The organism is Acinetobacter sp. 1424608, from assembly GCF_000588255.1.
GTDB lineage: Bacteria > Pseudomonadota > Gammaproteobacteria > Pseudomonadales > Moraxellaceae > Acinetobacter > Acinetobacter nosocomialis.
Window position 1 is genome coordinate 28,721 of sequence record NZ_JFXL01000021.1, and the last position, 13,016, is coordinate 41,736.

14 protein-coding genes are annotated in these 13,016 nt (G+C 34.4%); 6 read left to right on the forward strand and 8 right to left on the reverse strand.

All coding sequences use genetic code 11. The annotated features are described in order from the left end of the window. Positions 1–175: 175 nt before the first annotated feature. Positions 176–619, forward strand: a complete 444-nt coding sequence (locus tag J678_RS19975; protein ID WP_002053669.1) for a universal stress protein — start codon at positions 176–178, stop codon at positions 617–619. Between the two features lie 262 nt (positions 620–881). Further along, on the forward strand, positions 882–2,465 hold the full coding sequence (locus tag J678_RS19980) for an ATP-binding cassette domain-containing protein (protein WP_017393400.1): 1,584 nt from the start codon (positions 882–884) through the stop codon (positions 2,463–2,465). A gap of 59 nt (positions 2,466–2,524) precedes the next feature. Here the strand turns inward: J678_RS19980 and J678_RS19985 are convergent, their stop codons facing one another. Further along, the gene (locus J678_RS19985) at positions 2,525–2,959 is read right to left on the reverse strand and encodes a hypothetical protein (RefSeq protein ID WP_002053610.1); all 435 of its coding nucleotides are present in this window, start codon (positions 2,957–2,959) and stop codon (positions 2,525–2,527) included. A gap of 383 nt (positions 2,960–3,342) precedes the next feature. Here J678_RS19985 and J678_RS19990 point away from each other — a divergent pair, with 383 nt between their 5' ends. Beyond that, positions 3,343–4,044, forward strand: coding sequence for a hypothetical protein (locus J678_RS19990; protein WP_017393401.1), 702 nt, complete (start codon positions 3,343–3,345; stop codon positions 4,042–4,044). 44 nt (positions 4,045–4,088) lie between these two features. On the opposite strand, the gene J678_RS23350 is transcribed toward J678_RS19990, so the two are convergent. From J678_RS23350 to J678_RS20020, 7 genes are all read right to left on the reverse strand, one after another. Beyond that, on the reverse strand, positions 4,089–4,220 hold the full coding sequence (locus tag J678_RS23350) for a hypothetical protein (protein ID WP_002048661.1): 132 nt from the start codon (positions 4,218–4,220) through the stop codon (positions 4,089–4,091). A gap of 231 nt (positions 4,221–4,451) precedes the next feature. Then, positions 4,452–4,835, reverse strand: coding sequence for a hypothetical protein (locus J678_RS20000; RefSeq protein WP_004886625.1), 384 nt, complete (start codon positions 4,833–4,835; stop codon positions 4,452–4,454). Between the two features lie 169 nt (positions 4,836–5,004). After that, positions 5,005–5,286 (reverse strand): hypothetical protein, encoded by a 282-nt coding sequence (locus tag J678_RS0104580; RefSeq protein WP_004886623.1) that lies wholly within the window; start codon positions 5,284–5,286, stop codon positions 5,005–5,007. A 160-nt stretch (positions 5,287–5,446) separates the two neighbouring features. Next, a complete protein-coding gene (locus J678_RS20005) occupies positions 5,447–5,800 on the reverse strand; it encodes a hypothetical protein (RefSeq protein ID WP_224272965.1) in 354 nt (117 codons plus the stop codon). A gap of 182 nt (positions 5,801–5,982) precedes the next feature. After that, the gene (locus J678_RS20010; protein WP_004886619.1) at positions 5,983–6,453 is read right to left on the reverse strand and encodes a hypothetical protein; all 471 of its coding nucleotides are present in this window, start codon (positions 6,451–6,453) and stop codon (positions 5,983–5,985) included. Positions 6,454–6,866: 413 nt separating this feature from the next. After that, the gene (locus J678_RS20015; RefSeq protein WP_002048677.1) at positions 6,867–7,118 is read right to left on the reverse strand and encodes a hypothetical protein; all 252 of its coding nucleotides are present in this window, start codon (positions 7,116–7,118) and stop codon (positions 6,867–6,869) included. Between the two features lie 307 nt (positions 7,119–7,425). After that, positions 7,426–8,661, reverse strand: a complete 1,236-nt coding sequence (locus J678_RS20020; RefSeq protein WP_002048675.1) for a mechanosensitive ion channel family protein — start codon at positions 8,659–8,661, stop codon at positions 7,426–7,428. 603 nt (positions 8,662–9,264) lie between these two features. On the opposite strand from J678_RS20020, the gene sbnA reads away from it, so the two are divergent. From sbnA to J678_RS20035, 3 genes are all read left to right on the forward strand, one after another. Then, a complete protein-coding gene (gene sbnA / locus J678_RS20025) occupies positions 9,265–10,269 on the forward strand; it encodes a 2,3-diaminopropionate biosynthesis protein SbnA (protein ID WP_031944644.1) in 1,005 nt (334 codons plus the stop codon). A 21-nt stretch (positions 10,270–10,290) separates the two neighbouring features. Next, the gene (gene sbnB, locus J678_RS20030; RefSeq protein WP_002048660.1) at positions 10,291–11,304 is read left to right on the forward strand and encodes a 2,3-diaminopropionate biosynthesis protein SbnB; all 1,014 of its coding nucleotides are present in this window, start codon (positions 10,291–10,293) and stop codon (positions 11,302–11,304) included. 71 nt (positions 11,305–11,375) lie between these two features. Next, complete coding sequence (locus J678_RS20035; protein WP_079377527.1) at positions 11,376–13,016, forward strand: IucA/IucC family protein; 1,641 nt, start codon at positions 11,376–11,378, stop codon at positions 13,014–13,016.

Genomic DNA, 13,016 nt, shown 5'->3' on the forward strand with positions numbered 1-13,016 from the left:
TATATCGATCAAGCAATTTCATTTTAAAAGCAATAAAAATCAATTATATATTACATTTTTATTTAATTTAATGACAACTTAATTGAATTGATTTCTACCTTTAAACAAATGTGTTAATCTTTAAGTAAGAAAAGCTTCATACATATAACAACTTGTAAATAAGAGGAATAACATTATGAATTATCAACATATTATTGTACCTGTGGATGGTTCCGAGATTTCTTTGGCAGCAGCCCGACAAGCTGCCCATATTGCTAAAGCTTTTGGTAGTAAACTTACAGCAATTAGTCTTGTTGCAGTAGATCCATTTAGTGGTGTTGATTTTTATTACATCTCTCCTGTTGTAAAAGATTATTTTGTTGAAGCGCGTGCGAATGCTGAAAAAACGCTTGCCAAGGTAAAAGCCTTATGTGCTGAAGAAGGCGTTGATATTGATACACAAATTATTCAAGGTGAAATCTCATCTGATGGCATTTTAAAAGCTGTAGAAGACTTAAAATCAGACCTGATCGTTATTGGTTCTCATGGTCGCAAAGGTTTCCAAAAACTTATTTTAGGTAGTTTTGCACAAGATGTTCTAAACAGCACTAAAATTCAAGTTTTGGTGGTAAAAGAATAATTGATTAGGCAAATAAAAGCCTAATCTAGTGATTAGGCTTTTCATCATAAAAAAATGCATAAGTTTTACACAGCTTAAAAACCGTTATAAACTATTAGTCTCTTTCCTCTTCTATTTTGTGAGTCACGCCAATGAAGTAAGTCTTTTTTCTCATCAATTTTCTCTTTTTTGATGTGCAAAATAGACTATTTTTAGTGACTTAACGTCTTTATTTAAAGCTTAACTTTCCTATTTTGTACATCCTGTATTTATGAGGTTTTTTATGACTCAGCAGGCATGTGTAGTATCGCAGCTCACTTTAGAATTTCCTTCAAAAGTGATGTTTAAAGAATTAAATTTTTCACTTGAGCATCATCACGTATCAGCTTTAATTGGCCGCAATGGTCAAGGTAAGTCTTTACTTATGCAATTGCTCCAAGAGATTTCGCCCACCAAAGAAATGCACATTAGTGGTCAAATTACTTGGCTGTCTAAGCATGCATATTTAGCTCAATTAACACGCCTTTCTTCATCCACCATTGCAGAAGCTTTAGAGATTGACCATCTTTATAAAGCTTTGCAAAGAGTAGAACAAGGCGAAGCTGAATTCGATGATTATGATTTATTAGAAGGCAATTGGGATCTCCCTTCTGTTTGGGAAGCCTTATTGCGATCGGCTCACTTACCAACCGATTTAAACTTTCCGGTGAAACAGTTAAGTGAAGGACAAAAAACCAAGTTAGCGTTAGCAGCATTATTTTTAAAAACCGACCACTATCTATTGCTTGATGAACCAAGTAACCATCTCGACCAAGATGCTAGACAGTGGTTAATTCATCACCTCAAGAAACATCCGGCGGGTGCTCTTATCATTAGCCATGATCTAACTTTGTTAAATGAAGTGGACCATATTTATCACTTAAATGAACATGGCTTACAGCACACTACAGGAAACTATGAAATTTTTTATGAGCAATATCAAACACGAGTTGAGGCTTTAGAACAGTCTGTACATCAACATCAACGTGAAGTTAAGCACATGAAGCAGAAGCAACATGATGTTTTAATGAAAGCACAAAAACGTGAGCGTGCTGGCAACAAACTTCGTGATTCAAACTCACAAGCTAAAATTTTACTCGACTTTAAAAAAGAACAGGCTGGACAAAGTTTAGGAGCAATCCAGTCTCAACATCACCGTCAAATTGAGCAAAGCCAGCAGGATTTGAAAAATAAAAAATCACTTCTGGAAACTGTTAAACCTCAACAATTTATATTCCCCTCTTTTCAAAAACGTTCAGGAGAAATTCTTAGAGTTCATGACTTAAAACTCCACTATGGAACACAGCAACCCATCAATTTTGCCCTCAAAGCTTCTCAAAAAACTCACTTAGTTGGTCGTAATGGTGTCGGTAAATCAACCTTGCTTAAACAGATTGTTCAATCTGCTGTAGCGCATACAGATGAAATTAGCCTGTTTGTAAATTGCTTCTATCTAGATCAGAACTTCAGCTTTTTGTTAGACCATCTCTCTGCTGTTGAGAATTTAAGAAATATTAATCCTGATATTTCTGAGTTAGAGTGGAGAAATCTATTAGGTCAGCTTAGGCTTCGTGGTGAAAAAGGGACTTATCCTTTAGCTCAACTGAGTGGTGGTGAGAAGTTAAAAGTCGCATTGTTAGGTTTAAGTCATGCAGAGACTATGCCTGAACTTTTATTACTGGATGAACCAGAAAATCATCTGGATATTGAATCAAGAGAGCTATTTGCAAATGCTATTTCTAGCTATGAAGGTGCTGTGTTATTAGTCTCTCATGATTTAGCTTTTGTTGAAAAGTGCGGAATTCATGAGTCAATTTATTTAAATTAATATTTTTTAATCTTCTATAAAAGCTCTAATTATTAGAGCTTTTATATAGATTGCCTTAATTAGTACTTTATATTTTTATTATTTACTATTTGAAGATCTAAATTAAATGATACGGTTCTATTTTTTCGTGCACTATTTCTCATTTGATAAACTTGAATAATATAGTCACCATCAACGGGTAGTATTACTTCTCCTGAAGAGCCTGTAGTCGAGCCTACCAATAATGCCTTATCTTTGCCTGGCTTTTGACCTGGAGCAAAAACATTAATATAAGCTAAGTTACTATAACTATTAATATTAAATTTTAAAACCTGACCACTTTTTGCAAAAACTCGATACCTTACATCATCATAGCCCTGAAATTTTCCTGTTAAAGTTGTTTGATCAGAACCTTTTAAAAAGCTTACTTTGGTTTCAACATTTTTAGCAACAACAGTTAATGGTAAAGTTGCAATTAATCCTGTTAATAATAAAATTTTAATATTTTTTTTCATTTTTAACCCTCAAAATTCTTTTAAATAATTATAAAAAAGATACTTTTTATTAAATTTTACTTTATGTATAAATTTGATGAGTAACGTTTGAGTTTGTAAGTCTTTTAATAGTTGTTCAAAAAATATATGTCATGAAACTTTAACTTGCCAGCTTATAAAAACCGCCTTAGAATCCGCGCAACGAATTTTTAGGGGCTTCATTGTGAGTACTTGCTCGATTGATAAGAATAAATCATCGACTCAGATTTAAGTATCCACTAAAGCCCACTGGCTCTCTTGTGGATTTAAGAGAGTCCTTCCCTTTTGCTTTATTTCTTATTTATCAGTTGTTTTAAAAAACAAGTAAATACTTACATATGCTCCTTGTTGTTTTGGAGTCATCCATGCTATTTCTTAATTTTAAAAAATCTATCGTTTTTTTTAGCACTTGCTTGGCATTTATTTGTAGCTATGCTGGACGACCAATGGTCGTTGATGATGCTTCTTTAGTCCCAGCCCATTCTTGTCAACTTGACTCATGGATGCAGAATAATTCTAAAGATAAGGAATATTGGGTTATTCCTTCTTGCAATATTGGTGGCAATTTTGAGTTTGGTGTAGGTTTGGGGCGTCATTTTTCTGATGAGGCAGGTAATATCACTTATACAACTGTTCAAGGGAAAACGCTTATAAAACCACTTGAGACCAATAACTGGGGAATTGGTGTTTCATTTTCTAGCCAAATTAATAACAACCACACTAGTGAAAAAGATTGGACTGTGAATGTGCCCTTAAGTATTTCTATGTTGGATGACCATTTCTTATTGCATACTAATGTGGGCTGGCTTAGAGAACACACCACTCACCGCGAGCAAACTACTTGGGGTGTGGGTACAGAAACATTCATTACGAAGCCCTTAACGGTTACTGCTGAAGTGTATGGAAATGATCGAAGTGATTCATTTTATCAAACCGGTATTAAATATATGTTGTACAAAGAAAATATACAGTTCAACGCAAGTTACGGTAACCGTTTAAATCAGACTAAAGATGACTCATTTTTTTCAGTCGGTTTAGTGTTTGTGAGTAATCCATTTTTTAAATGAAAATAAGATTAAAAAAGCCCATCTATTGATGGGCTTTTTTAGTTTTATGAGTCTTTATCTAATGAGTGCGGCGTTGTGGTTTTATCTTGCTGTTTGGTATCGTTCTCGCCTTGGCATGCCGCAACAGAGACTGAAATAATTGCTGCTAAACCTAGGGTAGCTATAATTTTAGTCATGTCTTACCTCATATAGTTTCCATTGATTAGGTTATAAATACTGACTATCCATATTACGATCAGCATAGGTTTATAGACTTTTTTGTACTTCTCGCATAGAAATGTAAATTAGAATGGAGCACACATAATTAAAGCATTGATAATTAAATAGCAGCAGTTTTAGAGATGAGAGGGATACTTAACTAGTTTTCGCTCATTACTTTAATTATCACTCTTAGAGGTAAGCTTTTGTTAATTGTAGGAAACACAAAAATCTAACCGATCATGCTGTTGCTTAAAGCATGTCCATGAATCTTTTTCAGGGACTTCAATAATCTTTTTAGTTTTAAAATCACGATAATAAATAGTCGCATCTTTTAAATTCGATAAATTACTTCCCACAGAAATACATGAATCCTCATGAGAACAAATATTTGATTCTTTTATAAATACTTTGCTATTTGGAAAAGTTAATCTTTCAAAGTTAGAACTTAAGTTATTCGTAGAAGAGAGTAAGCAAGTCTCAGTACTATTTTTACCATTCACAATAAAACAGCTTTTACTGACTTCGAAGGGCTCTTGAGCGAATGTACCCGTAGCATAAGGCAATAAAAATAATGTAATAAGGCGCTTCATGTTCTTTCTCACTATGCAACATTTAGTCTAAAACTGCCTATAAATATTCAGACTACATCTAATTTAGCTGTCTATAATACCTCTATTAAGTTTAGTTAAATATTTACTATTTGATAAATTTTACAAAATATTTAAAATTAACTTATAGACTATGTTTTCATTTTAAAAACTATTCATCTAAAACCTTCCAATTTGTTCCAATCTGTGCCAAAGCTGGTAACTCATCACTATTAAAAACATTACAATTATCATCAACAGCAAATCGATAGATGGGTATTGAATCTGCTTGTGTTTTCTTAAAAAAACTGAAATCTTCGGTAATATGTATTAGGTCTGCCGACCGATTATTCCCGGCTATTTTGTTTACTCCTGCACCGGATGGTATATGTATGTAACTTTCACAAGTTATTTCAACACTGCTTCCATCCAAATCTTGATATGAACATTTCATGTTTTAGTCCTTCTATAATTTATATATGTGTAGAAAAACTTAACATGCTATACAGATAAGTTATGGATTTTTTTATGATCTAATTGTTTAAGTATGTAATGTATATCGTATTGAAAATAAAAAAATTCCTTTTAAAAAGCACCGTTATCGGTGCTTATAGTTATTTACACTTTCCATTAGGACCATTTATTTCTTCTTTTAAAGAATCAATATCCATTTGAATTAACTCTTTATCAGCAGCTACTACTAGACCAGATCTTTTCATGAAAGTTTTATATTCTTTAAATCTAGAAATAAGAAATTCATTATATTTTAATTCGGATTGCATATAGCTACATTCTATTGAATCTAGCTTTTTCCTTTGCGAACTGGTTAAATTTTTATTCGCATTCTTTTTGATAAAAGCATCTCTTTGTGCTTGAACTATATGGAATTTTTCTAAAAGACTATAATATTCATCTTCAAAGCTTGTGTTTGGTGCCGCCGTAGTGTTAGTACAAATAAGTAAACCCAAGATAAAAAATCGTAATTTCATAATATGTAATATTCGCTTATGATAATTAAAAAGTGCATATTATAAGACTGTCACCATCAAATAAAGTAAATAAATTATATAAAAGAAAACCGCCCCAGAAGGCGGTTGCTGAAATTTATCAGCAATTATAAAAGTGCGGTGGACACACACTTTTATAGGTTTTAAACCAGATTTATTTTTTTATTATTTTTTTTATACTCTTCGGAATTAAAATAGTTCACTATCATCTTGGCATTTTCTTCTGATACTGCCTTTTTACTTTCAAGTACGGATTGAGTTTCTTTTTTAGTATTAAAGTCAGCAGGTACAATACTTGAAAGTGGTGGAAGTTTTGGCTGACCACCTGTTGTAATTCTTTCAATAAAGCTTGCTAACCACATAATATATTCACCCTTATTTTTATATTTAGGCATTAAGCTCATGTCGAGTTTAATTGAACATTCATTTAAGGGTTTACTTAGACATTCTTCAAAGTCTATAAAATTATATTTGAGTTTACAGGGGGTTCCCTTTATCTCTTTTCGAATAATACTGACCAAATTATTTAATTGTTCAATCAGGTTATCAGAGAACAATTTATCTTCTTCGAATTTTTTATAGACCTTCTCGGCGATTATTAGAAATTTTGGCATGGTTCCTTCCCTCTTATTCTGACTTTGGTGATTGATCAGATTTTTAGGGAAGTATGATGGATATATTATTGCAGTATGTAAGTGTTGAAATGCCAAATGTAATCAATAAGAGGGTTGTGAAACTGCCTTCCATAATAAGCCACAGCAATTAAATAAAATGCAAAATTCGTCGCATTTTATGTGCGGAAAGATTTTATAGTTGGTAATAATTTTCTGAAAAAATTAAGCTCATCAATAATATTATTTGACTTATATTTTTTTGTGCTGTTTTATCTAAAAATAAAATATAGAAATTTTTGAATTATTTTTTTATTTGCTGCCTTGCTGAATAACGAGTTTTTAGTCGAGGGACTGAAAAGTTAACCGTGTCTTCAGCAAGGTCTTTTATAATTTATGTTTTAGCTTGATGGTACTCATGCACCGCTTAAAGCTGCTTCAAACATTTCAATTATTGCTTTGGCTCCTTCAGCCTTTTGCCTTGCGTCTTGATCGTCAAAGATAATGGTTTCGTCATTTAGTTCACTCACATATCGCCGGGCTTCGTCTAGAGCTCTCCTTAGTTTTTGGACTTTGTGTTTGTTTACATCTTTGGCAATGGTTGGCGCATATCCTCCACGTTTTGCGTTTTTAAGTTGTCTAGCTCGGTTCTCTATTGCTGTAGCCATTCAAACACTCCAACTCACCTAACAAATTTTAGTAAAGCAACTTTATTGTTTGTTATTCTTAAACATTTAGTATTTTCTTTGTTCAAAATGTCAAAATTGTTACTTAAGCCTTACTCCTGAAAAGTTATAGATCGAGTTTGCTTAAAAATTAATCTTTTCAAGTTATGAAACGCCCATAACTTGGTATAGTCAATTTATACCGCTATTTAATAATAATTTTCCAAAAATAATTATTAATTAATGTATAAAATTATTAAAAGAATGCTATCTATTTGAAAAATCAAGAAAGATAGCATTCTCTATTTAGTTATTCTACTGTTAGTTTTTGAAAATCATGGCCTGAAGGCGCTTGATACACTCTTAAGCCAAACTCTGGCAATATCGCGATGAGATGATCAAATATATCAGACTGAATTGCTTCATAAGAAACCCACGCCGTAGTATTGGTAAAAGCATAAATTTCTAAAGGTAGACCTTCACTCGTTGGTTGTAATTGACGAACAATAAGAGTTTGGTTTTGAGCAATGCCCTTATGCTGACGTAAATAGAATTCAACATATGCTCTGAATGTCCCAATATTGGTTAAACGTCTTTTGTTATAACGTGACTGACTTCCTAGATGCTTATTGAATTCTTCAATTTCAGATTGCTTGGCATTGAGATACTGATCTAATAATAGAAAATCTTTAAGTTTTTGCTGCTCTTCTTCAGTCATGAAGTGAACGCTAGTTTGATCAATATAAAGAGAACGCTTCATACGGCGACAACCGGCATTACTCATACCGCGCCAGTTTTTAAAAGTGTCCGTTACGAGTTTATTGGTTGGAATGGTGGTATAGGTTTTATCAAAGTTCTGGACTGTGACAGTATGCAATGAAATATCAATCACATCACCATCGGCATTTAACGATGGCATTTCAATCCAGTCTCCTATACGTACCATGTCATAAGAAGCAATTTGTACACTCGCGACCAATGACAAAATGGTATTTTGGAATACCAACATTAATACGGCTGCCATCGCACCGAAGCCAGCCAGTAAGGTAAATACATCCTTTTTAAGGAAGGTACCTAAAATCATCAAACCACAAACAACAAAAATGATGAGTTTAACGAGTTGTAAATAACCTTTAATCGGCTTATTTCTAGATTTTGGATTACGCTGATAGATTAAGTTAAATATATTTAATAATTCACTAATAGTGAGTGCAATAGTCAGGAAAATAAATGCCTGTGCGCCCATCTGTACCAAAGCAATGGCTTTTTCAGATAAGTGTGGAACAGTGGTAATACCATTCATAATCACAATGGCTGGCACAATATTGGCAAATCGCTTAATAACACTATGCTGAGCAAAAACAGATTGGTTAAGTGACTTGATTTTAGTCACTAAATGACGGATTCCCCTAACAATAATTCGCTTAGCAATAAAGTTTGCCAACGCAGCAAATAAAATCAAAATTGTGAGTGAAACTATCATTTCTAGCCAAGGATAGTTGCTTAACTCAGCTTGAAGATCACGATAATAATTAAAAAAATCCAAACCCTTACACCTTACAACTTTATTTTCAATAATTTTAAAGTGTTCGTATGTTATAGATTAAGGCTTGTTTACATATGTCGTCATAAATACAACACGTCTATAATACTTAATCGCTAAATTAGATTAATTTTTAGAAAAATGATTCAAGTAGGCAATAAGTAGATTTTCATTTTTAAAATAAGACTAGTTATTCAACACTGCTTTATCTACTTAGCTCCTTCATAAGAAGTGCTCTTTTTATCAAATTACAGCTTTTTTTTCAATAAACTTACCTTGGTATGAAGAGTTATGAATGGAAAAACTTTCCTCATTACCTATTTTTCTTCATTTTTCGTCAACTCACTTATTTTTTCACTGTGATTAATTTTTATAAAATAGTAAGTTCCTGCCTATCTGCTTATATTTAAAAAGTTTATTAATTTAACCTTTTGTAAAATATAGATTTTATTATTCAAAGAATTAGAACAAAAAAATTAGTGAAAATTCCTATAACTCCCCCTGTTTTTTCTTTACAAACAGCAACAATCTTGGAATAAATCGTAATAATAATTTAATTAATAATAATTATCATTTACAACACATAAAAACCTGAGAAGATCTGCCATGATCCATGAAAATATTCTCGAATGCATAGGTAAAACGCCACTATTACAACTATCAAGGCTATTCACGCATCAATCAGTCTCAGTGATTGCGAAAATGGAATTGTTAAACCCAGGAGGAAGTATTAAAGACCGTCCAGCATTATTCATGCTACAGGAAGGCCTGAAATCTGGAGTGATTAATAAAGACAGCCATATTGTTGAAAGTTCATCAGGGAACTTAGCTATTGCGCTTGCAATGGCCTGCAAAATATATGGATTAAAATTTACTGCCGTTATTGACCCGAAAATTGCCTCAGCAAACCTACAAATGCTGAAGCTCTACAAAGCCAATATCGAAATGGTTTCTGAAAAAGACCAAAACGGCGGTTACTTAAAAACCCGAATTGACACCGTAAAACGACTCTGCCAACAACTACCAAATGCTGTTTGGAATAATCAATACGCCAATCCAAACAACTGGAAAAGTCACTATTTTGGTGAAGCAGAAGAAATCTTAAATCAAATTGATCGCAAGATTGATTACCTCGTGATTGGAGCAAGTACCTCCGGCACGATTATGGGCGTGTCTCGTCGCCTTAAAGAAAGATTTCCAGAATTAAAAGTCATCGCTGTCGATATTGTCGGCTCTGTGCTGTTCGGTGGTACATCTGGTCCACGCGAAATTCCCGGCATTGGAGCAAGTACTGTCCCAGCTCTCCTCTCCCCCGATGAAATTGATGATGTCATTTATGTAGATGACTATGAATCGGCACTCGGTTGTAGAGAACTTCTTGAACATGAAGGAATCTTTGCAGGCGGTTCGAGCGGCTCCTCCATTTCAGCCATAAAAAAACTGATTCCAACCATTCCCGAAGGTTCATGCGTCTTAACGCTGCTGCCTGATCGCGGCGACCGCTATCTCGATCTTGTTTATGAAGATGAATGGTTCGAAATGATCAAGAAACGTCACTTCAATCGAAACTTACGACGTCAAGAAAACCTTACTTTACAAAATGTTGTTTAACTTTCTCCTTAGGACATATTCATGAGCAATTTGGCTACCCTTCGCTATTTAAGTCAATCAGATTTATTAAATCTTGGTGCAAATCATAGTAATTCATTTATTGAAGCGATTACTGAAGGTTTAACCCTGCATGCAAATAAACAGTTTGTACAACCTTTAAAACCTTATCTTCGCTGGCAAGGTGCTGACCATATTGCGGACCGTATTATTGCAATGCCTTGCTATTTAGGTGGCAACGACCCTATTGCCGGAATCAAATGGATTGGTTCAAGACAACATAACCCTAAAAAATTCAATATTCCGCGTGCCAGCGCACTGATTGTTTTAAATGATTCAGAAACAAATTATCCGGTTGCAGTGATGGAAGGCAGCCTCATCAGTGCCATGCGAACTGCGGCAATTACGGGTGTTTCTATTAAGTATTTAGCGAAAAAGGACTTTTCAGACATTACCGTAATTGGCTGTGGTCCAATTGCTCAAATGCAGATTAAGACGGTACTTGAGCAATACGCTCAAGTGAAAAAAATACATTTATTTGATGTAAACCCTGAAGCGGCTGAAAAACTCAAAGCATTGTTCTTATCAGAATATCCAAATCTAGAAATTGAAATTCATGACAGTGCTAAATCTGCGATTGTGCAAGCAGATGTCCTTATTACCTGCACAGTTTCAGATAAACCTTACATTCCGTTTGATTGGCTAAAAAAAGGCTGCTTTGTTTCAAACATTTCAATTATGGATATTGAGCCTGAAGTCTTCTTAAAAGTGGACAAAGTGATTGTAGATGACTGGGACCAATCAAACCGAGAAAAGAAAGTCATCAACGTGTTGGTTGAAGATGGTCTATTCAGCCGTGAAAAACTGCATGCTGAACTTGGCGACATCATTATTGGTCATAAAAACGGCCGCGAACACGAAGATGAAATCATTTTGCTCAACCCAATGGGTATGGCGATTGACGATATTGTCTGCGCTAAATGGTTCTTCAATGCTGCACAAGAACAAAACGTTGGCACGGTTCTACCGCTTTTATAAGAATAGGAATAACTAAAATGTTAGATCGGATTTACACAGCACAACTACAAAAAACGATAGATGCACTCTACATGGAGAATTATGGAGATTTTAAAGATCATATTTCCTATAAAAAGCCTTATCTGGCAATTACTCTCAATGATGAGTTGGAGCTCTATTTCAACTGTTTAAAAGTAGATGGTGTAAATCCTTTCTATGTTACCCAACCCGAAGTTTTGCTTCATAACCTGTTGAGCAATACAACTTCTAAAATTTCTATTTCTGAAGTTTTTAACTATTTAACTCAAGCAACTTGGTGGCCGTCACCACACCATCAAAAAGCAATTAATTATTGGCTAGACAACTTAGTAACGGCTGAAAAAATTCCTCAAATTTTACAGTCAGCCCTTTCATTGTCTTCGCCTTTAATCAAAAGCGAGCTGCTATCGCTGGTCGCTGATCGTCCATTTCATCCGTTCGCTCACTCAAAAGGTGAACTTGCCCCACTCACAACTCAAAAAGAAATTGAGGTGTATTGGTGGGCATTTAAGAAGGATGATGTCATCAACAATATGAAGTCGATTCCTCACAAAGAGCTTCTATTATCCGAAGTTGAGGAAAGTCTTATTGCTGACAAAATGGCTCAGCTTTCAGATGACTACTTAGCCCTGCCTCTGTTAGAGACTCAACATCGCTATTTAAAGTTTGATGAAAATAAATACGGCGGTATTGACCTAAACCATGTCACCACAATTGGTTTACCGACTTCTTCTTTAAGAACGCTTATTCACAACGCAAACCCTACTCTACATTTAAAACTCTCAACCAATGCCAAAACATTAGGTGCAATCCGCTCTATGCCAGGCCGTTATTTAATGAATGGGCATACGGCTTATGATTTTTTAAATGACGTCATTAATGAAACTGCTTTAATAAAAAATCGTCTCTTTTTAAGTAACGAAACGCACTGGTGGGTGCTGGGTAAACAAGAGCCGATTGTAAAGAATTTAGGTGTAATTGGTTGCCAAGTCCGACATTTACCTGACTTTTGCCAAGACAAAAATGTCACATCAATCACTATGTCAGCTTTAAGCTGTACCTATGTTGACCCTTGGGAAACTTTAGGCATTAAGGGTGACAAATGGACATTACTAAAAGACTTAAGCGTTCATTTTATTCAAACATTCTTAACGCTTTGGGCAAAAGGAGTCATGCCTGAATGCCACGGGCAAAACACCATGGTGTGTTATGAAAATAACAAGTTGAAATGCTTTATTTTACGTGACCACGATACCTTAAGAATATGTACCACAGCCATTGAAGAAAGCGGTTTTACACCTCCGGTTTATACCATTGATACCAGCACGCCAAATAATCTTATCTTTACTCAAAATGAAGACTTATTTAACTACTTCATTACCTTAGGGATTCAAATTAACCTCTACCCAATTGCTCTAGCTACTCTGAAATATACAGGTCGTACAGAAAGCGATTTTTGGGAGATGGTTCAAGACATTATTCAAGATTTTGTAGAAACCCAACCCATTTCAGAACAAACAAAATCACAAATTCAAACCTATCTTTTTGACAATAAGACTTGGCCGTTCAAACAGCTACTTACGCCTTTACTTGCGCAAGAAAGCGACTCAACAGGCATGCCAAGTAAAATCGGAACTACGCCGAATCCCTATCAAAGCTTATCTGTTTCTAGCTATGAGACCATGGATATCTAA

Excerpts from the sequence above, each read along its gene's own strand:
- J678_RS19975 (WP_002053669.1), top strand. The coding sequence starts at position 176 with ATGAATTATCAACATATTATTGTACCTGTGGATGGTTCCGAGATTTCT.
- J678_RS19980 (WP_017393400.1), top strand. The coding sequence starts at position 882 with ATGACTCAGCAGGCATGTGTAGTATCGCAGCTCACTTTAGAATTTCCT.
- J678_RS19985 (WP_002053610.1), bottom strand. The coding sequence starts at position 2,959 with ATGAAAAAAAATATTAAAATTTTATTATTAACAGGATTAATTGCAACT.
- J678_RS19990 (WP_017393401.1), top strand. The coding sequence starts at position 3,343 with ATGCTATTTCTTAATTTTAAAAAATCTATCGTTTTTTTTAGCACTTGC.
- J678_RS23350 (WP_002048661.1), bottom strand. The coding sequence starts at position 4,220 with ATGACTAAAATTATAGCTACCCTAGGTTTAGCAGCAATTATTTCAGTC.
- J678_RS20000 (WP_004886625.1), bottom strand. The coding sequence starts at position 4,835 with ATGAAGCGCCTTATTACATTATTTTTATTGCCTTATGCTACGGGTACA.
- J678_RS0104580 (WP_004886623.1), bottom strand. The coding sequence starts at position 5,286 with ATGAAATGTTCATATCAAGATTTGGATGGAAGCAGTGTTGAAATAACT.
- J678_RS20010 (WP_004886619.1), bottom strand. The coding sequence starts at position 6,453 with ATGCCAAAATTTCTAATAATCGCCGAGAAGGTCTATAAAAAATTCGAA.
- J678_RS20015 (WP_002048677.1), bottom strand. The coding sequence starts at position 7,118 with ATGGCTACAGCAATAGAGAACCGAGCTAGACAACTTAAAAACGCAAAA.
- sbnA (WP_031944644.1), top strand. The coding sequence starts at position 9,265 with ATGATCCATGAAAATATTCTCGAATGCATAGGTAAAACGCCACTATTA.
- sbnB (WP_002048660.1), top strand. The coding sequence starts at position 10,291 with ATGAGCAATTTGGCTACCCTTCGCTATTTAAGTCAATCAGATTTATTA.
- J678_RS20035 (WP_079377527.1), top strand. The coding sequence starts at position 11,376 with ATGGAGAATTATGGAGATTTTAAAGATCATATTTCCTATAAAAAGCCT.